Origin of the sequence: Paraconexibacter sp. AEG42_29, from assembly GCF_040581415.1 — a bacterium.
GTDB lineage: Bacteria > Actinomycetota > Thermoleophilia > Solirubrobacterales > Solirubrobacteraceae > Paraconexibacter.
The window spans coordinates 3,237,503-3,261,350 of sequence record NZ_CP114014.1; the positions used below are offsets into that span (position 1 = coordinate 3,237,503).

The window sequence follows — 23,848 nt, forward strand, 5'->3', positions numbered from 1 at the left end:
ATGGACGCCCCCCTCGTCAGCTGCCAGGACTGCTCGCGCACATGGCACAGCCGGACGATGGCGGACGGGCTGCGCACGATCGGGCACTGCCCGCGCTGCAGCGGCACGCTGGCCTGGGCCGAGGACGCAGGCGATGCCGCCGTCGTGGCGACGCCGGCCGGTGCGGCGGCGGACGTCGCCCCGCACCTCGTGCTCGGCCTGCCGCGCCGCTGATCGCCAGGCGCGCCCGACGCCCGGCCGCGTGGTCAGGGTCGCGGCTCGCGCCCCGCGCAGCGCAGGACCGGCAGCCGCGGGTACTTGGGGTAGGACGGGTCGATTTTGTTGCGCGTGCACATCGAGAACTCCGATCCGCGGCCGCTGCGGATGACCTTCTGGAAGCGGCAGGACGTACAGAGGCCGATGGGCGTCGCAGGCATTCGCCGGCAAGGATGACATCTGACGCCCTCACCCAGCGATCGTTGCGGAAGCAACTAGATAGACTGGGACGGCTTCATGGCGACCTTCTGGCGACTCCTCACCTTCCTGCGGCCCTACCGGGCAGGCGTCATCGCGTCCCTCGGGCTCGCCGTCCTCGCGATGGTCGCCACGGTCTCCATCCCCTACCTCACCGGGCGCGCGATCGACGAGGTGCGCGGTGGCGACAAGGACGCGCTGATGGTGCTCGGCGGCGCGGTGGCGATCGCCGGCCTCCTGCGCCTGGTGCTGACGATCTTCCGGCGGCTGGTCGCCGGCCGGGTGTCGCTCGGCGTCGAGTACGACCTGCGCCGCATGCTGTTCGGGCACCTGCTGAAGCAGGAGCTCGCGTTCTTCGACCGCCAGCAGACCGGGCAGCTCATGTCGCGGGCGACCGTCGACCTCGCCAGCGTCCGCTTCTTCCTCGGCTACGGCCTGGTCTTCCTGGTGCAGTCCGCCCTGACGATCGTCCTCGCGTCGGTCGCGATGATCATCACCGACCCGCTGCTGGCCGCGATCGCGCTGGCGCCCGTCCCGGTCGTCGTCTACACCGCCACCCGCTACGGCCGTCAGTCGCGGCCGGCGATCCAGGAGGTCCAGCAGCGCCTCGCCGAGCTCACGGCCGACGTCGAGGAGAACATCTCCGGGGTCCGCGTGGTGAAGGCGTTCGCCGCCGAGGAGCGCCAGCTCGACCGCTTCTCGCGCGGCGTCGGGCGGGTCTTCGACCAGTCGATGGTCTCCACGCGCCTGCAGGCGCGGTACAACCCGCTGATCGGGTTCCTGCCCCAGCTGGGGCTCGCGGCGCTGCTGTTCCTCGGCGGGCGGCGCGTCATCGACGGGGACCTCACCACCGGCCAGTTCGCGTCGTTCTACGCCTACCTGATCATGCTGCTGGGTCCCATGCGGATGCTCGGGATGGGCCTCGGCCTGGCGCAGCGGGCGACGGCGTCCGGCGTGCGGCTGTTCGAGATCCTCGACCGCGATCCGCAGATCGTCGCGCGGCCGGGCGCAGGCCCGCTGCCCGACGGCAACGGGCAGGTCGAGTTCCGGGACGTGACCCTGCAGTACGAGGGGACACGGTCGCCGGCGCTGCGGGACGTGTCGCTGACCGTCGCGCCGGGCCGGACCCTGGCGGTCGTCGGCGCGACGGGGTCCGGGAAGACCGCGCTCGTGCAGCTGATCGCCCGCCTGTACGACGTCAGCGATGGCGCCGTCCTGGTCGACGGCACCGATGTGCGGGACGTCGAGCCCGCCGCGCTGCGCTCGCAGATCGCGATCGTCGGGGACGACCCCTTCCTGTTCAGTGCCACCGTCGCCGAGAACATCGCCTACGCCCGCGCGGACGCGTCCCGCGAGGAGGTCGAGCTCGCCGCCGAGCGCGCGCAGGCCGCCGGCTTCATCGCCGCGCTGCCGGACGGCTACGACACGCGCATCGGCGAGCGGGGCCTGACGCTGTCCGGCGGCCAGCGCCAGCGGATCGCGATCGCCCGCGCGTTCCTGGCCGACCCCCGGATCCTGATCCTCGACGACGCGACGTCGTCGGTGGACGCGTCGACCGAGCAGGCGATCAAGGCGTCGCTGCGCGAGGTCATGGCGGGCCGGACGACGATCGTCATCGCGCATCGCCTCTCGACGATCGCGCTCGCCGACGAGATCGTGGTCCTGGAGGGCGGGACCGTCGCCGCCGCCGGCAGCCACGACGAGCTGCTGAGCGCCTCGCCGCTGTACCGCGAGCTCGTCGAGAAGGGCCTGCCCGACCAGGTCTTCCTGACGCGCAAGCCCGCCGAGCGCGAGGTGGCAGGCTTCTGATGCCGGCCCCGGCCGACACCCCCGCCGTGGCACCCGGTCGCCGGGACGAGCTGCGCCGTCGCCTGCGCGGGACGTCGGGTCGCGGTCGCAAGCTCCGCGGACTGGTCGTCCTGCTCCGTCCGTACCGGCTACGGGTCGCGGGCCTGTTCGTGGCGCTGATCGTCAGCACCGCCGCGGGCCTCGCCCCTGCGCCGCTGGCCCAGCGCGCGATCGACGACGGCATCCTGGCCAAGGACGTCGGTGCGCTCGACTGGATCGTCGTCGCGTTCGTCGTCAGCGCGCTGCTGGTGTGGGTGGCGACGATGGCCCAGACGTACCTCACGGGCTGGGTCGGCCAGCGGGCGTTGCAGGACCTGCGCCTGCAGATCTTCCGCCACCTGCAGGAGCAGCCCGTCGGCTTCTACGAGCGGCGTCCGGCCGGGGTCCTGATCTCCCGCATGACGAACGACGTCGAGGCGCTGAACGCGCTCGTGACCGACACCGTCGCGACGCTGTTCACCGCGACGCTCACGCTGATCGGCTCGATCGTGATCCTGCTGACGTTCGACGCCGAGCTCGCGCTGCTGACGTTCCTGATCTTCCCGGTGATGGCGATCGGATCGCTCGCGTTCCGGGTGGCGTCCGCCGACGCCTACCGGCGTACCCGCGAGACCATCGGCGGCATCACGTCGTACCTGCAGGAGACGCTGTCCGGCGTGCGGGTGGTGCGCGAGTACGCCCAGGAGGAGCGCCACCTCACCGAGTTCGCGCGCCGCAACGAGCGCAACCGCGAGGCCAACCAGACCACCGTCCGCCTCAACGCGGCGTACTTCCCGCTCGTCGAGTTCGTCAGCGCCCTGGCGACCGTCGGCATCCTGCTCTACGGCGGCCACCAGGCCATCAACGGGGAGGTGAGCGTCGGCGTCCTCGTCGGGTTCATCGCCGCGCTGAACGGCTTCTTCGACCCGATCGGCCAGCTGTCACAGGTCTACACCACCTACCAGTCGGGGATGGCGGCGCTGGACAAGATCTTCGAGCTGCTCGACGAGGAGCCGACGCTGACCGACCGGCCGGACGCCACCGACCTGCCGACGCCGCTGAGCGGCGAGATCCGCTTCGAGGACGTGTCGTTCGGCTACCAGACGGCGGATCAGGGCTTCAAGCTCGCGCTGGCCGACGTCGACCTGATCATCCCGCCGGGCCAGACCGTCGCCCTCGTCGGCGCCACCGGCGCCGGGAAGTCGACGTTCGCCAAGCTCGTCGCGCGGTTCTACGACCCGACCGGTGGCCGGATCACGGTCGACGGCGCGGACCTGCGGACCGTCCGGGCCTCGTCGCTGCGTCGCCAGATGGGCATCGTCCCCCAGGAGGCGTTCCTCTTCAGCGGCACGATCCGGGAGAACATCGCCTTCGGGCGGGCGGACGCGACCAATGCCGAGGTCGAGTCCGCCGTCGCGGCGGTCGGCGCCGACGAGTTCGTCGGGCGCTACGAGCACGGCCTCGACACCGAGGTCGGCGAGCGCGGGGTCCAGCTGTCGGCCGGGCAGCGGCAGCTGGTCGCCTTTGCGCGGGCGCTCGTCGCCGACCCGCGGATCCTGATCCTGGACGAGGCGACGTCGAACGTCGACCTCCACACCGAGGGCAAGCTCGAGGACGCCCTGCGGCGACTGCTGGCCGGGCGCACGTCCCTGGTGATCGCCCACCGCCTGTCCACGATCCGCCAGGCCGGGCGGATCGTCGTCCTGGACGGCGGCCGCATCATCGAGCAGGGCACCCACGACGAGCTGCTGGCCGCCGAGGGCGCCTATTGGCGGCTGTACCGCGACTGGGCGGAGCAGGCGGCCGCGTAGGACGGGCGGCGGTCAGCCCTGGGAGTCGAAGAAGCGGATGACCCGCTCGGCGTCGGCCTTGCTCTTGCACGTCACGCGGACGCCGCCCTCGCCCTTGCGCGGCTTGCAGACGAACCCGCGGACGGTGCAGGTGCGTGCGCGGTCCTGGATGAAGCCCTCCCCCGCCGGGATGCAGGCCGACGACCGCGCCCACGAGTAGATGACCCGCCGCGCACCGGGACAGGTGACCCCGTCGACGGTGAGCTGCTGCAGGAAGCGGTCGAAGGTCTCGCACGTCTGTGCGCGCTTCTTGGCGGGCGCCGCCGTGGCGGACGACGGGACGGCGACCACGAGGGTGGCGGTGGCGATCGCGGCGAGGACAGCCGGGCGACGTGTTGAGCTCATGGTTCTGGACAATATTCGACGTCGGCACCGGGTCCAGGACGTCCGCTGACGGGTGGTAGCTTCCGCCGATGAACACGCGAACCCAGATCGTCTGCGCCTGGGCGGGCTTCGTCGGGATCGGTCTGACGCTCGTCGCCCTGCTGACGGCCGGCCTGCTCCCGGCTCCTGCCGCGGACTGGACCGCCGACGAGCTCGCGCTCTGGTATCAGGACAACACCGATCGGATCCGGGCCGGCGCCGTCCTCGGCGTGCTGTCGACGGCGGGGTGGGGCGCGCTTGTGGCTGTGGCATGGGTCCAGCTCTCGTCGCGCCAGGACAACCGCCCGGCACTCGCGGCACTGCACGGCATTGCCGGCGCCGTCACCTACGTCGCGTTGATTCTGACCTTCACCGTCGTGGGGGTCGCGTCCTTCCGCCCCGACCGGTCGCCGGACACCACCCAGGCCCTGCACGACCTGGCCTGGTTCTGCCTGTTGTTCACCGTCGTCGCCCCGGCGACCCAGGCGATTGCGGCCGGTCTGGCAATCCTGAGCGACTCCAGGCCGAACCCGACGTTCCCCCGCTGGCTCGGCTATCTCGGCTGCTGGGCCGGTGTGCTGTTCATCCCGGGCATCCTGCTCGTCTTCTTCAAGGCCGGGGTCTTCGCCTACCAGGGCATCATCTCGTACCTGATCCCGCTGTTCGCCTTCGGCGTCTGGGTGATGGCGTTGTCCTGGGGCTGTCGACGGGCGGCCCTGGATGAAGCGGTCCCCGCAACCTGACGGTTCGTCCGGAACCGCGAGGATGGTCCCGGCACGCGGGCCCGTCCCTCACAGACGCAGGCAACCGTCAGGAGATCGTCGCCGAGGCACTCGACCGGGACGGATCAGGAGGCCGATATCAGGTTCCCCACCGGCGCCGTAGAACGACGAAAGCGCCCGGATTGCGGGCGCTTTCAAAAGGCTGCGGAACTAGGACTCGAACCTAGAATACCTGCTCCAGAGGCAGACGTGTTGCCGATTACACCATTCCGCAACGGGGTCCGGGCGCGTGGCCCGGACGGCAAAGTATAGGCAATCCGGCGCCGCGGAGGCGGCTGCCCGTCAGCGAGTCAACTGCCGCCCTTGCCTTGGCCCGGCGCGCCCGATCCGCCGACCGAACCGGCGCCCGACGAGGAGCCGGCGCTGCCGGACGAGCTGCTGCCGCCACCGCCCTTGACGCTGCCACCACCGGCGGGCGCCGACGGGGCTGCGGGGGCGGGCGCCTCGGAGCCGCTGGACTTCACCGCGCCACCGCCGCCGACCGACGACGCCGACGACGACGGCGCCGAGGACGCCGAGGACCCGGCGCTGCCCGAGCCGCCGGAGCTCTTCGCCTGACCCGGCGACGCGGACGAGCTGCCCGCGCTCGAGCTCGATGCGCCTGAGCTGCCGGTGGAGGACTTCCCGGCGCTCGCGGCCACCGCGCCCTTTGACTGACCGCCCCCGGCAGACGCCTTGGCGGACGAGGAGGAGCTGCCTGACGACGCCGACCCGCTGCCGGACGCTCCCGAGCTGCCCGAGCCGCTGGACGACCCGGAGCCGCCGCTACCCGAACCGCTGGAAGACCCGGAGCCGGCCGACGACGAGCCGCCCGCGCTGCTCGAGCCCGCGCCGCCGGACCCGGCCGCAGGCGCCGAGACGACGGGGGTGGTCGGGCGCGCGGTGGCCGCACCGCCGGCGGAGCTGGCCGACGGCCGCCGGGATGACGCCGTCCCGGCGCTTGCCCCACTGCGTCGCGGTGAGGCCGCGGACCCGCTCTGCCCGGCCCGCGACGTGCGACCGGCAGCCGTGCCACCCGGCGTCGGGACCAGTCCGGAAGCGGTACCCGCCGCGGCCGCGGCCGCGGCCAGGGTCCCGGGACCGGACACCGCGGGCGCGACGACGGCACCAGGGAAGACCGGGGCATTCACCGCACCGGGCAACGACCCGATCCGGCCGGCGAGCACGTTGCCCCCCGGCAGCAGCGGGTTTGCCCGCGTGAGCGGGTCGTTGATGCCGGCGGTGGTCGGCGAGACCCCGGGCACCTCGAGCTGGCGGGCGGCCGGCCCGCCGAACGCCGGCCACAGGTCGAAGCCCAGCTGCGAGCCCACGATCCCGGCGACGCCGAGCATCAGGACGACCGACGCGGCTGCCGCTGCACTGCCGGCGGCGAGCGTGCTGCGCAGGTTGAGAGCGGCCGACCCGACCAGCGTGTGGTCGCTGTGCGTGCGCGCCGAATCGGGGCGTCCGCCCCACCAGCCCGCACCACCGAAGTTCTGGTCGGCCATTACCTGTAAATCCTACCCGTGTCCAGCACCGGCTACCTACGACCAGCCGGATGTTCGATCGGGTCAGTCCGTCTCGGGGGCCGCGAACTGCTCCGTGATCGAGTCCTCGAGCCCCGGGTCAAGCACCAGCAGCACCTCGTCGCTGGCCCGGATCACGGAGTCCGGCTTGGGCACGAAGCCATCGCCCTGACGCAGGATCGAGATGATCAGGACGCCCTCGGGCAGGACCACGTCCGCCACCCGCTGACCGGCGGCGGGCGAGCCCTCGGCCACCTCGACCTCGATGATCTCCAGGCGCTCGTCGCGCAGGTCCAGCAGGTGGACGAGGCCGTAGGACGGGACCTCGTGCTCGATCAGGCGCAGGATGAGGTCGGTCGCGCTGACGGTCGGGGCGACGCCCAGCAGCTCGAACCACTCGCGGTTCCGCGGGTTGTTCACGCGGGCGATGATCCGGTCGCAGAGGTACTTCTCCTTGGCCATCTGGCAGATGAGGATGTTGTCCTCGTCGTCGCCGGTGACCGCGATCACGAGGTCCGCCCGCTGGATGCCCGCACGTTCCAGGACCCAGAGCTCGGTGGCGTCGCCGTACTGGACCTGGTGCTCGAGCTCCTGCTCGATGGTGAGGTAGCGGTCGCGCTGGGCCTCCAGCAGCGTCACCTCGTGGTTCTTGGCGAGCAGCTCGCGGGTCAGGTTCCAGCCGACCTTGCCGCCACCGGCGATGATCACGTACATCAGGAGACCTCCGCCAGCGCAACCTTGAACTGGTCGATGGCGTGCGCCGTCGGCGAGATCGTCCGCAGTCCCTGCGTCTCGTACCAGGCGGCGCGGGCCGGATCCATGACCCGGGCGATCACGTGGTCGATCCCGAACTTCTTCTGGGCGATCTGGGCGATGATCAGGTTCGTGTTGTCGCCGTGGGTGCAGGCGATGAACATCTGGGCCTTGTCGATGCCGGCCTCCAGCAGCGCCTCGACCTCGATGCCGTGGCCGACCGTGAAGCGCCCGCCCGCGTCCTCCCACGACGTGGCCTGACCGGCGTCGAGCCGCTCGTGCGACAGCGGATCGTCATCGAGCACGGACACCTCGTGCCCCGCAGCCAGCGCCGACCGGGCTGCTGCTGATCCGACGCGACCGGCTCCCACGATGAGGACGAACATGGGCGGGGACGATAGTCCCTGGAGACCGCCGGTGGCCTATCCCTTGCCGGGGGTGGCGTCCCCGGCAAGGTCGGACGCGGGTGACGGCCAGCTGTCGTCGGCAGGCGGAGCCGTGAGGATCACCGGGCAGTGGGCCTTGGTGACCACGTACTTGGTGATCTCCCCCACGAAGTTGTCGCGCGGGCCGCCCCGGCCGCCGAGGCGGGCGCCGCCCTTGATCCGGGACGGCTCCTCGGCCGCCATCACGATCGCCTCGACGCCGCGGCGGCGGGCCTCCTCGACGATCGCGTGCCCCGCGCTGCGGGTGCGGACCGTCGCCGTGACGACCTCGACGCCCTGGTACTCCTCGCCGACCGCCTTGGCCCGCCGGAGCGCGGCGCGGGCCCGCTCGATGGTCCCGTCCGGGAGGCGGGCGTCGATCGGCAGGGACATCGGCACCTCGATGATCCACAGCGCCTCGACCACCGCGCCCTCCTCGGAGTCGAAGTCCTCGTGCTCGTCGCCCGCCAGGCGGCCGGCGGTCTGGATGATGTCGTCGTCCAGGGCGGAGCCCATCAGCGGGACGAGGATCGAGCCGTAGGCGACGCCGGGGAGCCGCGAACCACGTAGCGCGAGCTCGGGCACGGTGATCCGGGCGAAAACCGACTTCTCCTGTGTCAGGCGGTAGGCGACGTAGAGCACGACCCCGAACGCCATCCAGCCGAGCCCGACGTAGCGGGCGCCGGAGTGGAAGACGACGACGCTGACCCAGGCCAGCAGCGCGAGGACGGCCCCCAGGATCGCCGGGAGCGGCAGGCTGCCGCGCCCGAAGCGGACCGACAGCGGGACGCGGTACGGACGCCGGCGGTCAGGCTCCTTGAACCGCAGGCGGATGATCGACGCGTGCGCGATGGTCAGGCCCAGCAGCGAGCCGAACGCGTAGATCCCGACGAGCAGGTCCAGGTCGGCGGGGATCACCAGGACGACCGCGAGCACGGAGGCGAGCACGACCACCACGTACGGGGTGGAGCGCGTCGGGTGCAGCCGGCCGAGGGCGGACGGGATCTGCCGGTTGAGCGCCAGCGAGTAGCCCAGGCGCGAGAGGCCGAGCATCGCCGAGTTGGCCGCGGCGATCAGCGTCACCGTGGCGGCCGCCGCCAGCACGTACTTGGCCCCTGACGACAGCCAGTCCTGCTCGAAGGCGTCCGCGATGCCGAGGACCGGCGCGTTCAGCACCTCGTCGTCGAGCGGCTCCTTCAGCCGCGTCGCCGGGATGGCCGTGACGGCGACGGTCGCGATGCCCGTGTAGATGACGACGACGAACGCCGTCGAGCTCGCGACGAAGCGCTTCAGGCCGGCGGTGCGGACCCCGACCTCCCCCGCGAGCCCCGACGCCGACTCCAGGCCGGTGAGGACGACCGTCGCCACGCCGACGGCGAAGATCGCGTCCGACCAGGTCGGCGTCGTCCCGAGCTCGATGTTGCTCGTCAGCACGTCGGGGTCGAAGAACACCGCCAGCCCGACGACGACGAGCGCCAGCTGCAGCCCGAGGTCGGCGAGGACGATGATGATGAGGCGGCGCGCGCGGGTGCTCTGGAAGCCCCGGATGGTGCCGGTCGCGACGTAGCCGATGATGGCGATCGCCGCGGCCAGCTCGACCCCGCCGCGGCCCAGCGGCGCCCAGAACGCAGCCGCGTAGTTCGTCGCCGAGAACGCGCAGACCGCGACGAGGATGATGTAGTCGAGCAGCACCGCCCAGCCGGCCACGAACGACCACAACTCGTTGAAGGCGTAGCGGGCGAAGACGGTCGAGCCGCCCTTGTCCTGGTGCAGTGACGCGCCCTCGACGTAGGTCATCGTCGCCAGGGCGAAGAAGCCGCCCGCGATCAGGAAGATGACGGGGGTCAGGCCGAGCGCGTGATCGGCGACGACGCCCAGCGAGAAGTAGACGCCGCTCGCCAGCGCCGTCCAGACCACCGCGAAGAGGACCGGCGAGCCGACCGTCCCGCGGACGCGGTCGATCGCCGCGTCCGCGACGCCGGCCGCCGCGTCCGCGGCCTCGCGCGCTGCCTCGGTCGCGCGTTCCTGGGCGTCGGGCATGGCGGCTACCCGCTCCGCAGGGACACGTAGAGCCGCCCGCCGCCGGCGCCGACGAACAGCACGCCCATCACCAGCCCGATCGCGAGGGCGCCGCCCCCGCGCACGAGTGTGGACACGATCATCGCGACGCCGAGCACGAGCATCAGCGCGGACAGCAGGCGCGTGCTGGAGCGGTGCAGGTTGCGGGACTCGGGCTCGGGCATCAGGTGCGCTCGGCGGCGGTCGGAGCGGGCTCGGACTGGATGATCACGCGGCAGGGACGCTTGGCCAGGACGGTCTCGAGGGTGCGGCCGAAGACCGTGTTGGCGGTCGTCCGCGGCGGCAGCGGCATGACGATCGCCCGGGCGTGGATCGCGGTGGCCGCCTCCACGATGACGGTCCCGGCGGCGCCGGCGCGGACCCGCTGGGTCCGACCGGTGACGCGACGCCCGCCCTGCAGCCTCGCCTGCTCGATCATCGCCTGCGCCGCGGCCTCCATCTCGGGCAGGTCGGCGTCCAGGGGCGAGGAGGTCGGCACCGGGATCGTCACCAGGACGTAGATGCCGCGGCGGCGGATCGCCGCGACCTTCACCGCGGTGGCGAGCGCGCCCGGGGCGTACGGCCTGGAGGAGTCCAGGGCGACCAGCACGGACTCGTACTCGGCCTCGCGGTCGGTGACCGGGAGCGGGATCGCGATCTTCGTGGTCGTGGTCAGGTCGAGCCCCTGCCGGCGCCGGTACACCGGGTAGAGCAGCATCCCGAGGCCGATCCAGGCGACGCCGGCCGCGGCCACGTCCAGGTGCAGGAACGTCACGACGAGGAACGCGAGGCCGGTGAAGGCGCCGCCGAAGACCGCGAACAGCGGCAGCGAGCGCCCGCGGAACGGGATGTTGCCCGGCCCGCGATACGGACGGTGGACGTCCGGCTTGGACATTCGCAGCCAGACGACGGACACGTGGGCGATCGTGAACGAGAGCATCGCGCCGAACGCGTACATGTTGCCCAGGAACTCGGCCTTGCCCGGGATCATCGCCACGCAGGCGATCGCGCCGAACAGCAGGATCCCGATCCACGGGGTGCCGTACTTCGGGTGCAGCTGGCGCAGCCCGTCGGGGACCTGCCGGTGCAGGCCCATCGAGTAGACCAGCCGCGAGACGCCGATGATGCCGGCGTTCGTCGCGATGAACAGGATCGTCGCCGCGAGCAGGCCGACGTAGATCTCCCCGGGGGCCTGCAGGAACCCGAGGTTCATCGCCTTGACCACGCCGAGGATCGGGTCCCCGGCGTACCCGCCCGCCGCCTCCGTCAGCCCCAGCAGCGTCACCTGGTCCCCGACCTGCGCCTCGCCGGACGCCACGGCCTCGCTGCCGGCGGTCGCCGTGAAGACGGGCAGCGCGCTGAGGGCGACCGCGGGCAGCGCCGCGTAGATCGCGAAGACGGCGATCACGACGCGGTTGATCGCGGCGGGGATCGTCTTCGTCTCGTCCTTGGCCTCCTCGGCCATGTTCGAGATCGTCTCGATGCCGGTGTAGGCGATCATCCCGACCGGGATCGCGAGGAAGAAGTCCTTCCAGCTGGGGGTGACGCCGAGGTCGACGTTGTCGATCAGGGTGTCGGGGCTGAGGACGAGGACGAAGCCGACGATGACGAGCAGCAGCTGCGTCAGGAAGTCGGTGACGGCGAGCGCGATGTTGACGCCGGCGGACTCCTCGGCGCCGCGGACGTTCACGAACGCGAGCAGCCCGACGACGGCGATCCCGACGAAGATGTCGGCCGGGCTGCTGCGGAAGGCGTCGATGCCGAGGACGCCGCCGAGGTAGTGCGGCACGAAGAACGCGGAGATCGCGATCGTGATCGTGTAGTTCAGCATCTGCGCCCAGGCGGCGAAGAAGCTCCAGAACTCGTTGAAGGCGTGGCGGGCGAAGGACGAGGACCCGCCGGCCTCCGGGTACATCGCGGTCGCCTCGGCGTACGTGGCGGCCGTCAGGTAGAAGATGAAGCCGGTGATGATGAACACCACCGGCGTGAGGCCGAGCGCGAAGCTCGCGACGAGCCCCAGCGCGTAGTAGATCGACGACCCGACGTTCCCGTAGGCGGTGGAGAAGAGCGCGTTGACCCCCAGCACGCGCTGCAGGCCGTGGAGGCGGCGTTCGGCCATGGGCGGTGCGGGAGTCTATGGCCCGTCCCGCTCGGCCGGAGTCTGCGACGCGCCAGATGTGCGGACCCTCATCCGCCGGGCGCGGACCTCACCCCTCGGAAGGGCGCAGGCGGGGCCCGACGCGCACGGCCGGCTCCTCCCGCACACGGCGCGGCGGATCCGGGCTGGTCGGTCCCGGCGGCAGGTTCATTCCCGGCCACCACGCGGCACGGCCGCACAGCGCCAGGACGGCAGGGAGCAGCACCAGCCGGATCAGCGTGGCGTCGAGGGCGACCGCGACTGCGAGGCCGACGCCGAACTGCTTCAGGCTCGCGACGTCCGCCGTGGCGAACGCGAGGAATACGGCGACCATCGAGAGCGCCGCGCCGGTCACCACGCGGGCGGTGCTGGCGAGCCCGGCGGCGACCGCGTCGCGCGGGCTGCGGCCGGCGACGACCTCCTCCCGGATCCGGGTGACGACGAACACCTGGTAGTCCGTCGCGAGCGCGAACATCACCGCGAAGACCGCTGTGAGCGCCGTCGCGTCGAGCTGGCCGGGGCCGCCCAGGATCGGGTCCGAGCCGGTGAACAGCTTGTCCATGATGCCGAGCGTCGCGCCGACGGCCAGCAGGCCGAGCGCGACGCCGAGCACCGCGACGAGCAGGGACCGCAGCACGACCGCGAGCAGCAGGGCGGTCGCGAGGGCGAGGACCAGGACGATGGTGAGCAGCCGGTCGCTCGTCGCCTGCTGGTAGTCGGCGAGCACCTGGGCCGGGCCGCCGACCGCGGTCTCGGTCTTCGTCGCGGCGGCGAAGTCCTTCGAGAGCGACGCCAGGCGGTCGCCGAGGGCACGGGTCTTCGGGTCGTTCGGGCCGGTCTTCGGGATGACGACGATGTGGCCGGCCTGGCCACCGCTCTCGACGTTCAGCCCGCTCCGCGCCCCGGAGACGCCCTGGGCGTCGAGGGCCGCGAGCAGGAAGTACCCGGAGGTGATGGCGCCGCTGGCGGTCGCCGACGAGTCGTCCTTCTTGCCCTTGCCGCCCGACTGCTGCACGCCGGACAGCGCCTCGCGGGCGCCTTCGAGGCCCTTTGCGAGCTCCTCGGTCTGGGCCTTGCCCTCCTTCGCGCCGCCGCGCAGGCTGGCGATGCCCTCGTCGAGGGCCTTCAGCCCACCGGTCAGGGTCTCGGTCCCGCCCCCGAGGCGCTCGAGCGCGGCACGCAGCGTCCCGATCGAGCCGGTCAGCTGCGAGATGCCCTTGTCGAGGTTGCCCTGCTGGGACTCGGCGGCGCCGAGGATGGCGGACAGCGCCCGGGCCTTGGCCGCCAGGTCGCCGAACTTGATCCCCGCGAGCACGCCGGCGATCTGACCGGCCGTCCGGGCGTCGGAGTCGAGCGTGTCGGCCACCTGCGTCAGGGGTGTCGTCGGGTCGCTCTGCAGGCGGTTGCGGGCGCGCTGCAGCGCGGCCAGGGCGGCGATCGTGCCGACGGTCTGCCGCTGGGTCAGCAGCGCCTGCCGGGCGGTGTTGATCGCGGTCAGCGTGTCCGAGCGCTGCCCGCCGGACTCCGAGATCACGCTCTTGATGGTGTCGCGGGACGCGGCGTTGTTGTCCTGCATCTTCCGGATCGCCGGCGGGATCGCGGCCGAGCCGCGCCCGAGCGTCGACAGGGCGCTGGCCAGGTCGGACGCGTCGTTCTTTGACTTCTTGACGGTGGCGGCGATCGCGCCGGTGTTCGCCGTGGCCGAGTTGACGGTCTTGTCGAGGTCCTTGGCGCCGTTCGTCGCCGACAGCAGGCCGCTGCTGAGCTTGCCGACGCCGCTCTTCAGGTTGCTGCCGCCGCTCGAGAGCTTGTCGGCCGACGTGGAGGCGCTGTCGAACGCGCCGGACAGCTGCTTCGCGCCGCCGGTCGCCGAGCCGACCTGGCTGCCGAGCTTCTTGATCTGGCCCTGCTGCTTGGGGATCGCCGCCTCGAGCGCCTTCTGCGTCTTCAGCAGGTCCCGCCCGGACTTGCGGAGCTTGGCCGCCTTCTTGGCGAGCTGCCCGGGGCCGAGGACGACCGCGACGTCGGGGTCGCGCTCGATCTGGCGCTGCAGCTTCTCGAGCGCGGCCAGGCGCTTGGGCGTCGTCATCGTCCCCGACGGTGCGACGGCGACGATGTCGAAGCCGGCACCCCAACCGGGGCCGACCGCGGCGCTGATGGCCTCGTAGTCGGCGCGGGCCGGGCTGGACTCGGGAAGCTGCGCGACGTCGGGCGCGCTCGGGTCCGGGGACAGCGCGGGAATGGCCAGGACGAGCAGGCCGACCGCGGTCACGGTCGCGGCGAGCGCGGGACGGCGCAGCACGGCGGCGACGAGCACGGGGGCGCGGCTGGGACGATGCGCGTCGGCGTCCGCGTCGTCCTGCGCCTGCACGCCGGCGGCGACCGGCACGGCCAGCCGGTCGCCGGCCAGGCGGAGCACGGCCGGCAGTGCCAGCGCCGCACCGGCCATCGCCAGCAGCCCGGCGCAGGCCACACCCAGCGCCGCCGACGCGACGGCCTGGCCGGCGGCCAGCGCGGCGGCAAGGCCCATCGCGACGACCACGGCCGCCCCCGCGACGGCCACCGCATGCGCGGACGTCCGGGTGGCGACGGCGATCGCGGTGTCGTTGTCGGCCCCTCGCCGCCGCTCGTCGCGGTAGCGGGACACGATCAGCAGGGAGTAGTCGACGGCGAGCGCGAGCCCCATCATCGAGGCCAGACCGGTCGCGAACGCGTCGACGGTGGTCATCTCCGTCAGCAGGCGGATGACCCCGCCGGACGCGAGAACCGTCGCGCCGCCGAAGGCGACCGGGATCGCGGCGGCCGCGAACGAGCGGAAGACGAGCAGCAGGACGATCAGTAGCAGCGGCAGCGCGATCAGGTCGGCCTTGCCGGCGGCGTCGATCGAGGCGGTGCGCAGGTCGCGGGCGACCAGCGGCACGCCGGTGACGTGGACGTCGACCGGCCCGGAGACGTTCTGCTGGGCGGTGGTGCGGACGAGCTCCGACACGCGCTGCTGGTCGCGTTCGGCGCCGGCGACCGAGGCGAGGATGAGCACCTGATCGGCGCGGGGTCGCAGCAGTTTCAGGTGGACGCGGTCGTTCCACGGGGAGAGGACGCTGACGCCCTCGAGCTTGTCCAGGCGGGTGCCGAGCGCCTTGCCCTGGGAGCGGACCTGCTTCGACGGGCCGGTCAGCAGGATGGGGAGCGTCGCGGAGTCGGCGAAGTGCGCCGCGGTGAGCGCACCCGCCGTGGCGGAGGTGCTCCCGTCGATCCTGGCGCTCGTCGGCTGCAGGTGACGGCCGACGTCGTGGCCGTAGATCGCCAGCACGGCGACCAGCACGAGCCAACTGCCGAGGGCAGCGCGAGGGCGTCCCGCCGCCCATATCGATATGCGCTGCATGTCCGACAACCTCCCGATGGGCCTTCAGTCAGCGGCGCCGAAATGCTCCCCAGCCACGGCGCCTGCAGCGTCTATCGGTCGCTTGCTCCCCGGTCTTGAGCGGGGGAGCATACGCGGGGGATCGGGCCCCGGCCAGCGGTCGCTACTGACCGGGCACCCAGAGCTTGCCCGCGCCGGGGGGCGCGAGGGGGGACTCCTTGGGCGGCGCGGGCTGCGCGGGGCCGCCGGGGCCGGGACCGGGACCGCCCGGCCCGCCCTCGACCTGCCCGCCGAGCTGCACGTAGGCCATCTGCAGCTGGGAGATCGCGTCCTTCAGCTGGCCGGCGTCCTCGCCGAGCGCGGGCTCGACGAGCGGGAACAGGCGCATCGCCGCTTCGATCGCCAGGCCGAGCTGGCCCAGATCGCGCTCGTCCTCGGTGCCGGGGACGAGGCCCGCCTTGCGGCCGGCGAGGTTCAGCAGCGAGACGACGGTCTGCAGCACGACGTCCTCGACGCGGAGCGCCTTGACCTGCGCCTCGTAGGCCGCGGCGAGCTGCTCCTCGGTCATCGGGGTGCCGTCCTCGTTGAGGGGCATCTCGGGGTTCTGGGGATCCTGCTGGGGCTGGTCGCTCATGGGGCCGTGGCCTCCTGGCCGTAGGTCTGCTGGGTCTCCTGCACGGTCTGGGCAAAGACCTCCTGCATCGATGCGCCCTCCTGCAGTGCCCGGCGCTGGCGCTGCGCGCCGTTGACGTCCGGGAGCTCCGGCTCGCCGAGGCCGAGCTCGCTGCGGACGGGAGCGGTCCACGTCAGCAGGCGCTCGATGGCGGCCTTCGTCGGCACTTCCCGCAGGGAGTCGAGGTCAATCATCCGCTCGTCCTGGCCGAACCGGATCGCGCGCCAGAAGTTCTCCTCCAGCAGCCGCCGCGAATGGTCCGGCAGCGCGACGCCCTCGTCCTCGTCGCGGGCGGCCTGGGCGACGCAGGCGACGATCAGGGCGGCCAGCGCGTCGCCCTCGGCGGCGGTGCTCTGGGCGTCGCAGATCCGGACCTCGACCGTCCCGAACGCGAAGTGCGGGCGGACCGACCACCACACCTGCGTGTACTCGACGATCGAGTTCGTCGCGACGAGCAGTTCGATGTAGCGGCGGTACTCGGCCCACGAGCCGTAGGCGTCGGGGATGCCGCAGCGCGGGAACGACTTCGTGAACGACTGCGAACGCGCGGAGTGCAGGCCGCTGTTGCGCGCGTCCAGGAACGGCGAGCTCGCGCTCAGCGCCAGGAGCTCCGGCAGCACCGAGCGCAGCCGGTCGCAGACGCGGATCGCGCGGTCGGCACCCTGGACGCCGACGTGCACGTGGAGGCTGAAGGTGTTGTTGCGGCGGGCCGGGTACTGCAGGCCCTCGACGACGCGGCGGTAGTGCTCGGTGTCGATGTTCGGCTGCTCACGGTAGTCGGCCCACGGGTGGGTGCCGGTGCTGGCGAGCGTGAGGTCGTGGGCGCGCGCGAGGGCGAACAGGCGGACGCGGGCGTCGCGCTGGCTGGCGACCGCGTCGGCCAGGGTCTCCCCCCGGCCCGACCGGATCTCGATCTCGCTGCTGATGAGCTCGCCGGCGACCGCGACCTGCAGCACCTCGTCGTCCTGAGCGGCGGCGTGGAGGTCCTCGTAGCGGGGGACGAGGTCGAGCGTCGCCGGATCGACGATCGCGAACTCCTCCTCCAGCCCGACGGTGAAGTCCGTCGACGTCGCGAAGATCTCGTCGACGCCGTCGCAGGTGAACGTCATCGGCCTTGGATCACGTGAGGTAGAAGTACAGGGCGTACAGGAGGTCGACCGCGGGGCTCGAGGTGTGCACCGTGACCTCGGGCGGGACCTTCAGCAGCGCCTCGGAGTAGTTGAAGATGATCTTCACACCGGCGTCGACGAGGACGTTCGCAAGCTCCTGGGCGGCGTGGTTGGGGACGGCGAGGACGCCGACGACGATGTCCTCCTCCTCCACGGCCGCCGCCAGGTCGCTGACCGGGCGGACCGTGAGGTGCCCGACGGCGCTGCCGATCTTGTCCGGCGCGCTGTCGAAGACGGCCACGACGCTGAAGCCGTGGTCGGCGAAGATGTCCGAGCTCGCGATCGCGCGGCCCAGGTGGCCGGCGCCGAAGAGCGCGATGTTGTGCGGGCCGGCGGTCCGCAGGATCTTGCGGATCTGGCCGACGAGCGCGTCGACGTTGTAGCCCACGCCGCGCTTGCCGAACTTCCCGAAGCCCGATAGGTCGCGGCGGATCTGCGTGGAGTTGACCTTTGTCCACGTCGACAGCTCCTGGGAGCTGACGGTCTCCTTGCCCTCGCGCTTGGCCTGGGTCAGGACCTGCAGGTAGCGGGCCAGGCGCGCCGCCACCCCCATCGACAGCCGTTCCGGGGTGGGTGTGGCCGCACCCGCGCTCGTGAGGTCTCCGACGCTCATCCGAGGCCAGGACTGTAGTGGTTCGGGGCGGTGGACAGCCGTGCGCGCAGGTCGGCCTCGTCCACGAAGAAGTCGTACAGCTCCTCCCCGTCGAGCACCAGCACGGGAATGCGCTCGAGATACCGCTTGTGCAGGGCGTCGTCCGACTCGATGTCGACGTCTTGCAGGTGGAAAGGGACCTCGGCGTGGATGCGCCGCACAATGTCGCGCGCGTCGTCGCACAGGTGGCAGCCGGGGCGGCCGTACAGCGTCACGGTCCTCACAGCGAGCGCCGGTCGGTCGCGTAGACGTCGAGGCCGGGGACGTCCGCCGGGTCTGCGGCGGGCTGGTGCAGGGCGGCGGCGCCGATCATCGCCGCGTTGTCGGTGCACAGCGCCCGGCCGGGGATGTGGACCGTCCCGGCCGCATCCTGCAGCCGGGCCCGGAGCGGCCCGTTCGCCGCGACGCCGCCGCCGATCGCCAGGCGGTCCAGGCCGGTCTGCTCGAGCGCGCGGACGGTACGGCGCGCGAGCTGGTCGACGACGGCGTGCTGGTAGGACGCGGCGAGGTCGGCGCTGCGGGCTGCAGCGCCGCCGTCGTGCGCCGCGTCGAGGTCCCGGACGGTGTAGAGCAGCGACGTCTTCAGCCCCGCGAACGACATGTCCAGGCCGGGGACGCCGTGGGCGACCGGGAAGCTGAACGCCGCCGCATCGCCGCCCGCCGCCAGGCGCTCGACGTGCGGTCCGCCGGGGAACGGCAGCCCGAGCAGGCGCGCGCCCTTGTCCAGCGCCTCCCCCGCTGCATCGTCGAGCGTCCGGCCCAGCACGGTGAACGACGCGTGGTCGTCGACGCGCGCGACGAACGAGTGCCCGCCGCTGGCGACCAGGCAGACGAACGGCGGCTCGAGGCCGGGGGCGCCGTCCTCCCCGACGAGGAAGTTGGCGGCGACGTGGCCCTGCAGGTGGTCGACCGGGATCAGGGGCAGCCCGCGGGCGACGGCGATCGCCTTCGCGGTCGCGAGGCCGACGAGCAGCGCCCCGGTCAGCCCCGGGCCGCGGGTGACAGCGACGGCGCGGAGGTCGTCGAGCGTCACGCCGGCCTGCTTCAGCGCGTCGTCGACGACGAGGTTCATCAACTGCAGGTGCTGGCGCGAGGCGATCTCCGGCACCACGCCCCCGTAGGCGTCGTGGACCTCCTGCGAGGAGATGACGTTCGACAGGAGCCGCCCGTCGTCGGTCACGACCGCTGCGCAGGTGTCGTCGCAGCTCGTCTCCAGCGCGAGGATCATGTGCGCGGCATCGAGCTGGTCGGCGGGACCGGCCAGGCGTTCGGGACGTCGTCCAACCGGCCCTGGAGGGTGGACGGCGTCCGCCACATGATGAGCGCGTCCTCGCCGTTGTCCTGGTAGTAGCGGCGTCGCATGCCGGCCGTGATGAACGAGAAGCGCTCGTACATGGCGATCGCCCCGCCGTTCGACGGCCGGACCTCGAGCGTGTACTGGCCGAGCGGGTCGTCGACGCGCTCCAGCAGCCCGTTGATGAGCGACGTGGCGACGTGCTGCCGGCGGACGTCCGGGTCCACCGAGACGTTCATCACGTGCCAGACCGTGTCGTACTTGCTGCAGATGAGGTAGCCGCAGATGCGCTCGCGCGGCTCGCCGTCACCGCCGGCGATGGCCGGCCGGTGCCAGGCCGCGAGGCAGATGCCGCTCGGCTTGGAGAGCTCCAGGACGAACATGGCCAGCGACCACGGCGTCGGGAACGCGCGCCGCTCGATCGCGATGACCTGCGGCAGGTCGGCGTAGGTGAGGCGGCGGATGTCGAAGCCGGGCGGGGTCATGGCACGTGCGCCCTCAGATCCTCGCGGCCGCAGCGGCGGCAGCGGCCGTGGCGGCGTTGGCGGCAGCGGCGCGGTCCGCGGTCGTCACGGCGTCGGGGGCGCGGACGTAGTCGGGCAGCAGCGCGTCCCGGTCGGCCGCCGGGGCGTAACGGGCCAGGCGGCAGAGCGCGAGGCCGTCGACGTGGTGCCGCGTGTCCGCGTCGGCCGGGACGTCGGCGACTGCGGTCAGGTGCTCGCGGTAGCGGATGGCGCCGTCCCCGACCGCGACCGGTGACCGGCCGTCCACGGCCAGCGGCGCCAGGAGGTCGGCGAGGGCGGTCGGCGGCACGGCCCGGGTCTCGAGGACCTGCTCGCCGGCGAGCCAGGCGCCGACGAAGACCTCGCCGCGGCGGGCGTCGATGCAGGCGACGGCGGCCCGCTGGGCGGTCTGTCTGTCCGTGGCGGCGGCGTGGAGTCCGTCGGCCAGCACGGCGAGCGTGGACACGGCGGCCAGCTGGCACCCCGAGGCCTGGGCGAGGGCGCGGGCGGTCGACACGCCGATGCGCAGGCCGGTGAACGTGCCGGGGCCGACGCCGACGGCGATGCGGTCGACGGCTCCCCAGGTCAGCGACGCCTCGTGCAGGACGTCGCCGGCCAGCGCGAGGAGCTGCTCCGCGTGGCCGGGGCGCTCCCCGGTTGCCGGCTCGTGGCGCCGCGTCAGGGCCAGCGGCAGCCCGTCGGTGTCGCTGAGCAGTCCGACGCAGGTGTCCGCCGTGGCCGTGTCCAGGCCGAGGACGATCACGCCACGATCCTCACCGAGCGCTGCTCGGGCGACACGTGCTCGAGCCGGACCCGGGCGGCGACCCGCACGCCACGGACGTCGCTCAGGAGGCCGTCGTCGTCGGCGATCTCGGGCCACTCGACGAAGGCGATGCCGTCCGGGCGCAGGTGGTCCGCGAGCAGGCCGGGGTCCTCGTCGGCGAGCGAGGTCAGTCGGTGCAGGTCCAGGTGCGCGACCGGGAGGCGTGCGTCGTAGTGCCGGGCGATCGTGTAGGTCGGGCTCGTCACCGGCCCGTCGTGGCCGAGGGCGCGCAGCGCACCCCGGACGAACGTGGTCTTGCCTGCCCCCATCTCGCCGTACAGCAGGACGACGTCCCCGCCGTGGAGCTCCCCGGCGAGCGCGGCGCCGAGCGCCTCGGTCTGCCCGGGCGAGGCACTGTCGTGGGTGACGGGCGTGCTCACGCTGCCGACAGACTAGAAGCGCTCGCGCGCGGTCCGCAGCCGCAGGCCGATCCCGCACAGCAGCAGCCCGATGCCGACGGCGCCGAGCACGCGGCCGTCGAGGCCGGTGTCGGCCAGCGCCGACGGCTGCGCCTGTTGCGGCGCGGGGGTCGTCTCCGCTGGGGCGGGTGGCGTGACCGGCGCCGGGGTCGACGTGGTGGTCGTCGGCGTCGTGGTGGTCGTCGGCGTCGTGGTGGTCGTCGGCGTCGTGGTCGTGGTAGTCGTCGGCGGCGACGTGGCGGTCGTCGTCCCGGGCGTCAGCTGCGGAAAGTCCTCCGGCGCCGTCTGGGCCGTGGCCAGGCCGGGAAGCGACAGTGCCAGGAGTGCGACGAGAAGGGCAGCGAGGGCCTGGCGATGGGCGCGGACGATCACGGGCGGGCCATTCTACGGCTCGGCCGTGCGCGGTGACCCGTCCCCGAGGGCGGCCGCGGCGGGCCGGAAAGCGGACCTCCGGTACCTTCGCGGGGCGTGCCCGGGAGCCCAGACCACTCGCCGGCGGCCCGGTTGCGTGCCGGTCTGCAGGGCCTTCGCGGCTCGGATACAGGCACCGCCGGCGCCCTGGCCGGCGCGAGCCTGGCCAGCAACGCCATCCAGCTCGTCTTCACCGTCGCAGTCACCCGGATCCTAGGGACTGACGACTACGGCGCCCTCGCCGCGCTCGTCTCGGGCTTCCTCGTGCTGTTCGTCGCCGGGCAGTCGCTGCAGGCGGCGGCGGCGCGCGAGGTCGCCCTCGGCCGGCTCGGCACCGGGGCGGAGCTGGCGGCCACGGTCCGCGGCTGGACGCGGACGACGCTCCTGGCCACGGTCGCGCTCGCGGTGTTCGGGGTGGCGGTGAGCGCCCCGCTCGCGGACCTGGTCGGCACGCCCGAACATCGCTGGGGTGCCGCGGCACTGCCGGCCACCGGTGCGCTGTGGCTGCTGGTCTGCGTCCAGCGCGGCGTGCTGCAGGGCCTGCACGCGCTGCGGCCGGTCGGGATCAGCATCATCTGGGAGGCGGGCGTGCGCCTTCCGGTCGGCCTCGGCCTGGCGGCGGTGGCGGGCGTCACCGGCGCGTTCGCGGCGTCCCTCGTGTGCTTCGCGGCGGTCGCGATCGGGCTGGCGCGGGCGCTCGAGCACCGGCTCGGCGGCGAGCGCCCGCCGGCGTCGTCGCGCCCCCTGCCGACGCTGCGCGGCCTGGTCGGCAACGGGTGGATGGCGATCGTCGGGCTGTTGCTGCTGGCCGTGCTGCAGAACGTGGACGTGATCATCGCGCGGCACCAGCTGGGCCACGACCGTGCCGGGTCCTACGCGGTGGCCGCCGTCGCCGCGAAGTCCATCGTCTGGGTCGCGGTCGGGGTCGGGCTGCAGCTCCTCCCCCAGGCGACGACGCGGGCGGCCGCCGGCGAGGACCCGCGTCCCGTGCTCTTCCGCGCGCTCGGCGTCCTGGTGGTGGTGGCCCTGCCGGCCCTGCTGATCTTCGCCGCCGTCCCCGAACCGCTGCTGCGGACCGCGTTCGGGCCGGACACGGTCGACGCCGCGCCGGCCCTGATCCTGCTGGGTCTCGCGATGACGCTGCTCGCCGTCGCGTACCTGACCGTGCAGTTCCTGATCGCGCTCGGCCGGATCCGGTTCCTGGGCGTGCTGACCGTCATCATCGCCGCCGAGCTGACGGTGCTGTTCGGCACGGACCTCGGGATCACCGCGTTCGCGGCGGTGGTCGCCGGAGTGCAGGGGACTGCGGCGGCCGCGTTGCTGGTGCTCGCGCTGCTGGCCGCGCCGAGCCGTGCCCGCGCCGACCGATAGCTTGCGGCCGATGAAGGTCGGCACCCATCCGGGCAACTTCCACGCGGACGACGTCTTCGCCGTCGCGGTCCTTGGCCTTGCGGCCGGGCCGGTCGAGGTGGTCAGGACGCGCGATCGCGACACGCTCGCGGCGTGCGACGTCCGTGTCGACGTCGGCGGGCGATCGGACCCGGCGAGCGGCGACTTCGACCACCACCAGCGCGGCGGCGCGGGCGAGCGCGCGAACGGCATCCGCTACGCGTCGTTCGGCCTCGTCTGGCGCGAGCACGGTCCGGCGCTGGCCGGCGACGACGCAGCGGCGGCCTCGATCGACGAGCGCCTGGTGCAGGGCGTCGACGCGAACGACACCGGTCAGACGATCATCGAGTCGCTCGTCGACGGCGTGCGGCCGATGGCGGTCAGCGGGGTGATCGCCGGGCTGAACCCGGCGTGGGACGAGTCGCTGACGGCCGCGGAGGAGGACGCGCTGTTCGCCCAGGCCGTCGCGCTCGCGACCGGGATCGTCGAGCGGGAGCTTGCGGGCGCCGCCGCGTTCGGCCGGGCGCGCGACCTCGTCACGGCGGCGATGGCCCGGGCCACCGACCCGCGCCTGATCGAGCTGGACCGCAACATGCCTTGGCGCGAAGCGGTGATCAACGGTGCGCCGGACGCGCTGCTCGTCGTCTACCCGAAGTCCGACGGCTGGGGCATGCAGGCGGTCCCGCAGGCCCTGGGCGGCTTCGCGAACCGCCGCGACTTGCCGGCCGAGTGGGCCGGCCTCGAGGGCGACGCCCTGATCGCAGTGACCGGGGTCCCGGACGCGGTCTTCGCCCACAGCTCGCGCTTCTACGCGTCGGCCGCGTCCCGCGACGGGATCCTGGCGCTGGCGGCACTGTCGCTCGCGGACTGACGCCGTCCCGCGCGGGCGGGACTGACGCCGTCCCGCGGGGGCGGGCCCGCGGCTCGCCGTGTCGCGGTGGCTGGGACGGCCCGGACGCGCGCCTTGGCGACGACGGCCGCTGCGGGCCGAACGTCGGTTC

General features: G+C 72.9%; 23 protein-coding genes, 1 tRNA gene and 1 pseudogene. 6 read left to right on the forward strand and 19 right to left on the reverse strand.

Features of this window, described 5'->3' with window-relative positions; genetic code table 11:
- Window positions 1–213, forward strand: coding sequence for a hypothetical protein (locus DSM112329_RS15780; protein ID WP_354697511.1), 213 nt, complete (start codon window positions 1–3; stop codon window positions 211–213).
- 32 nt (window positions 214–245) lie between these two features.
- Here DSM112329_RS15780 and DSM112329_RS15785 read toward each other — a convergent pair whose 3' ends face one another.
- Entirely contained in the window at window positions 246–416 is a 171-nt protein-coding gene (locus DSM112329_RS15785) for a hypothetical protein (RefSeq protein ID WP_354697512.1), read from the reverse strand.
- A 76-nt stretch (window positions 417–492) separates the two neighbouring features.
- On the opposite strand from DSM112329_RS15785, the gene DSM112329_RS15790 reads away from it, so the two are divergent.
- Window positions 493–2,262, forward strand: a complete 1,770-nt coding sequence (locus DSM112329_RS15790; RefSeq protein WP_354697513.1) for an ABC transporter ATP-binding protein — start codon at window positions 493–495, stop codon at window positions 2,260–2,262.
- Complete coding sequence (locus DSM112329_RS15795) at window positions 2,262–4,091, forward strand: ABC transporter ATP-binding protein (RefSeq protein ID WP_354697514.1); 1,830 nt, start codon at window positions 2,262–2,264, stop codon at window positions 4,089–4,091. The genes DSM112329_RS15790 and DSM112329_RS15795 overlap by 1 nt, the downstream gene beginning before the upstream one ends.
- A 12-nt stretch (window positions 4,092–4,103) precedes the next feature.
- Here the strand turns inward: DSM112329_RS15795 and DSM112329_RS15800 are convergent, their stop codons facing one another.
- Window positions 4,104–4,475 (reverse strand): hypothetical protein, encoded by a 372-nt coding sequence (locus tag DSM112329_RS15800; RefSeq protein ID WP_354697515.1) that lies wholly within the window; start codon window positions 4,473–4,475, stop codon window positions 4,104–4,106.
- Window positions 4,476–4,543: 68 nt separating this feature from the next.
- On the opposite strand from DSM112329_RS15800, the gene DSM112329_RS15805 reads away from it, so the two are divergent.
- Complete coding sequence (locus DSM112329_RS15805) at window positions 4,544–5,236, forward strand: hypothetical protein (RefSeq protein ID WP_354697516.1); 693 nt, start codon at window positions 4,544–4,546, stop codon at window positions 5,234–5,236.
- A gap of 181 nt (window positions 5,237–5,417) precedes the next feature.
- Here the strand turns inward: DSM112329_RS15805 and DSM112329_RS15810 are convergent.
- From DSM112329_RS15810 to DSM112329_RS15890, 17 genes and pseudogenes are all read right to left on the reverse strand, one after another.
- A tRNA-Gln gene (locus tag DSM112329_RS15810) sits at window positions 5,418–5,489 on the reverse strand.
- A gap of 76 nt (window positions 5,490–5,565) precedes the next feature.
- On the reverse strand, window positions 5,566–6,762 hold the full coding sequence (locus DSM112329_RS15815; RefSeq protein WP_354697517.1) for a hypothetical protein: 1,197 nt from the start codon (window positions 6,760–6,762) through the stop codon (window positions 5,566–5,568).
- 63 nt (window positions 6,763–6,825) lie between these two features.
- Window positions 6,826–7,494 carry an NAD-binding protein gene (locus DSM112329_RS15820; RefSeq protein ID WP_354697518.1) on the reverse strand — a complete coding sequence of 223 codons (669 nt, stop codon included), beginning with the start codon at window positions 7,492–7,494 and terminating at the stop codon, window positions 6,826–6,828.
- A pseudogene (locus DSM112329_RS15825) lies at window positions 7,494–7,937 on the reverse strand (NAD-binding protein); the annotation flags it as partial. The gene DSM112329_RS15820 and the pseudogene DSM112329_RS15825, both read right to left, overlap by 1 nt.
- Before the next feature lie 18 nt (window positions 7,938–7,955).
- On the reverse strand, window positions 7,956–9,998 hold the full coding sequence (locus DSM112329_RS15830) for an amino acid permease (protein WP_354697519.1): 2,043 nt from the start codon (window positions 9,996–9,998) through the stop codon (window positions 7,956–7,958).
- A 5-nt stretch (window positions 9,999–10,003) separates the two neighbouring features.
- Window positions 10,004–10,201: a hypothetical protein gene (locus DSM112329_RS15835; RefSeq protein ID WP_354697520.1), complete on the reverse strand. Its 198-nt coding sequence runs from the start codon at window positions 10,199–10,201 to the stop codon at window positions 10,004–10,006.
- Window positions 10,201–12,135 (reverse strand): universal stress protein, encoded by a 1,935-nt coding sequence (locus DSM112329_RS15840; RefSeq protein WP_354697521.1) that lies wholly within the window; start codon window positions 12,133–12,135, stop codon window positions 10,201–10,203. The genes DSM112329_RS15835 and DSM112329_RS15840 overlap by 1 nt, the downstream gene beginning before the upstream one ends.
- An 88-nt stretch (window positions 12,136–12,223) precedes the next feature.
- Window positions 12,224–15,535 (reverse strand): MMPL family transporter, encoded by a 3,312-nt coding sequence (locus DSM112329_RS15845; protein ID WP_354697522.1) that lies wholly within the window; start codon window positions 15,533–15,535, stop codon window positions 12,224–12,226.
- Window positions 15,536–15,677: 142 nt separating this feature from the next.
- Window positions 15,678–16,148 carry a hypothetical protein gene (locus DSM112329_RS15850; protein ID WP_354697523.1) on the reverse strand — a complete coding sequence of 157 codons (471 nt, stop codon included), beginning with the start codon at window positions 16,146–16,148 and terminating at the stop codon, window positions 15,678–15,680.
- Window positions 16,145–17,296 (reverse strand): YbdK family carboxylate-amine ligase, encoded by a 1,152-nt coding sequence (locus tag DSM112329_RS15855; protein WP_354697524.1) that lies wholly within the window; start codon window positions 17,294–17,296, stop codon window positions 16,145–16,147. Before DSM112329_RS15855 ends, DSM112329_RS15850 begins: the two co-directional genes overlap by 4 nt.
- A 10-nt stretch (window positions 17,297–17,306) precedes the next feature.
- Window positions 17,307–17,969 carry a redox-sensing transcriptional repressor Rex gene (locus tag DSM112329_RS15860; protein WP_354697525.1) on the reverse strand — a complete coding sequence of 221 codons (663 nt, stop codon included), beginning with the start codon at window positions 17,967–17,969 and terminating at the stop codon, window positions 17,307–17,309.
- Window positions 17,966–18,223: a glutaredoxin family protein gene (locus DSM112329_RS15865; RefSeq protein ID WP_354697526.1), complete on the reverse strand. Its 258-nt coding sequence runs from the start codon at window positions 18,221–18,223 to the stop codon at window positions 17,966–17,968. The genes DSM112329_RS15860 and DSM112329_RS15865 overlap by 4 nt, the downstream gene beginning before the upstream one ends.
- A gap of 5 nt (window positions 18,224–18,228) precedes the next feature.
- Window positions 18,229–19,236: a tRNA (adenosine(37)-N6)-threonylcarbamoyltransferase complex transferase subunit TsaD gene (gene tsaD / locus DSM112329_RS15870; protein WP_354697527.1), complete on the reverse strand. Its 1,008-nt coding sequence runs from the start codon at window positions 19,234–19,236 to the stop codon at window positions 18,229–18,231.
- The gene (locus tag DSM112329_RS15875; RefSeq protein ID WP_354697528.1) at window positions 19,233–19,787 is read right to left on the reverse strand and encodes a GNAT family N-acetyltransferase; all 555 of its coding nucleotides are present in this window, start codon (window positions 19,785–19,787) and stop codon (window positions 19,233–19,235) included. The genes tsaD and DSM112329_RS15875 overlap by 4 nt, the downstream gene beginning before the upstream one ends.
- Window positions 19,788–19,800: 13 nt before the next feature.
- Window positions 19,801–20,568 (reverse strand): tRNA (adenosine(37)-N6)-threonylcarbamoyltransferase complex dimerization subunit type 1 TsaB, encoded by a 768-nt coding sequence (gene tsaB, locus DSM112329_RS15880; RefSeq protein ID WP_354697529.1) that lies wholly within the window; start codon window positions 20,566–20,568, stop codon window positions 19,801–19,803.
- Window positions 20,565–21,008 (reverse strand): tRNA (adenosine(37)-N6)-threonylcarbamoyltransferase complex ATPase subunit type 1 TsaE, encoded by a 444-nt coding sequence (gene tsaE / locus DSM112329_RS15885; RefSeq protein ID WP_354697530.1) that lies wholly within the window; start codon window positions 21,006–21,008, stop codon window positions 20,565–20,567. The genes tsaB and tsaE overlap by 4 nt, the downstream gene beginning before the upstream one ends.
- Before the next feature lie 12 nt (window positions 21,009–21,020).
- Window positions 21,021–21,419: a hypothetical protein gene (locus DSM112329_RS15890; protein WP_354697531.1), complete on the reverse strand. Its 399-nt coding sequence runs from the start codon at window positions 21,417–21,419 to the stop codon at window positions 21,021–21,023.
- 96 nt (window positions 21,420–21,515) lie between these two features.
- On the opposite strand from DSM112329_RS15890, the gene DSM112329_RS15895 reads away from it, so the two are divergent.
- Entirely contained in the window at window positions 21,516–22,829 is a 1,314-nt protein-coding gene (locus DSM112329_RS15895; protein WP_354697532.1) for a lipopolysaccharide biosynthesis protein, read from the forward strand.
- A 10-nt stretch (window positions 22,830–22,839) separates the two neighbouring features.
- Window positions 22,840–23,718: an MYG1 family protein gene (locus DSM112329_RS15900; protein WP_354697533.1), complete on the forward strand. Its 879-nt coding sequence runs from the start codon at window positions 22,840–22,842 to the stop codon at window positions 23,716–23,718.
- The last annotated feature ends 130 nt before the right edge of the window (window positions 23,719–23,848 follow it).

What these genes read in the sequence shown, in the direction of transcription:
- DSM112329_RS15780 (WP_354697511.1), top strand. Translation starts at nt 1, where the DNA reads ATGGACGCCCCCCTCGTCAGCTGCCAGGACTGCTCGCGCACATGGCAC.
- DSM112329_RS15785 (WP_354697512.1), bottom strand. Translation starts at nt 416, where the DNA reads ATGCCTGCGACGCCCATCGGCCTCTGTACGTCCTGCCGCTTCCAGAAG.
- DSM112329_RS15790 (WP_354697513.1), top strand. Translation starts at nt 493, where the DNA reads ATGGCGACCTTCTGGCGACTCCTCACCTTCCTGCGGCCCTACCGGGCA.
- DSM112329_RS15795 (WP_354697514.1), top strand. Translation starts at nt 2,262, where the DNA reads ATGCCGGCCCCGGCCGACACCCCCGCCGTGGCACCCGGTCGCCGGGAC.
- DSM112329_RS15800 (WP_354697515.1), bottom strand. Translation starts at nt 4,475, where the DNA reads ATGAGCTCAACACGTCGCCCGGCTGTCCTCGCCGCGATCGCCACCGCC.
- DSM112329_RS15805 (WP_354697516.1), top strand. Translation starts at nt 4,544, where the DNA reads ATGAACACGCGAACCCAGATCGTCTGCGCCTGGGCGGGCTTCGTCGGG.
- DSM112329_RS15815 (WP_354697517.1), bottom strand. Translation starts at nt 6,762, where the DNA reads ATGGCCGACCAGAACTTCGGTGGTGCGGGCTGGTGGGGCGGACGCCCC.
- DSM112329_RS15820 (WP_354697518.1), bottom strand. Translation starts at nt 7,494, where the DNA reads ATGTACGTGATCATCGCCGGTGGCGGCAAGGTCGGCTGGAACCTGACC.
- DSM112329_RS15830 (WP_354697519.1), bottom strand. Translation starts at nt 9,998, where the DNA reads ATGCCCGACGCCCAGGAACGCGCGACCGAGGCAGCGCGCGAGGCCGCG.
- DSM112329_RS15835 (WP_354697520.1), bottom strand. Translation starts at nt 10,201, where the DNA reads ATGCCCGAGCCCGAGTCCCGCAACCTGCACCGCTCCAGCACGCGCCTG.
- DSM112329_RS15840 (WP_354697521.1), bottom strand. Translation starts at nt 12,135, where the DNA reads ATGGCCGAACGCCGCCTCCACGGCCTGCAGCGCGTGCTGGGGGTCAAC.
- DSM112329_RS15845 (WP_354697522.1), bottom strand. Translation starts at nt 15,535, where the DNA reads ATGCAGCGCATATCGATATGGGCGGCGGGACGCCCTCGCGCTGCCCTC.
- DSM112329_RS15850 (WP_354697523.1), bottom strand. Translation starts at nt 16,148, where the DNA reads ATGAGCGACCAGCCCCAGCAGGATCCCCAGAACCCCGAGATGCCCCTC.
- DSM112329_RS15855 (WP_354697524.1), bottom strand. Translation starts at nt 17,296, where the DNA reads ATGACGTTCACCTGCGACGGCGTCGACGAGATCTTCGCGACGTCGACG.
- DSM112329_RS15860 (WP_354697525.1), bottom strand. Translation starts at nt 17,969, where the DNA reads ATGAGCGTCGGAGACCTCACGAGCGCGGGTGCGGCCACACCCACCCCG.
- tsaD (WP_354697527.1), bottom strand. Translation starts at nt 19,236, where the DNA reads ATGATCCTCGCGCTGGAGACGAGCTGCGACGACACCTGCGCAGCGGTC.
- DSM112329_RS15875 (WP_354697528.1), bottom strand. Translation starts at nt 19,787, where the DNA reads ATGACCCCGCCCGGCTTCGACATCCGCCGCCTCACCTACGCCGACCTG.
- DSM112329_RS15900 (WP_354697533.1), top strand. Translation starts at nt 22,840, where the DNA reads ATGAAGGTCGGCACCCATCCGGGCAACTTCCACGCGGACGACGTCTTC.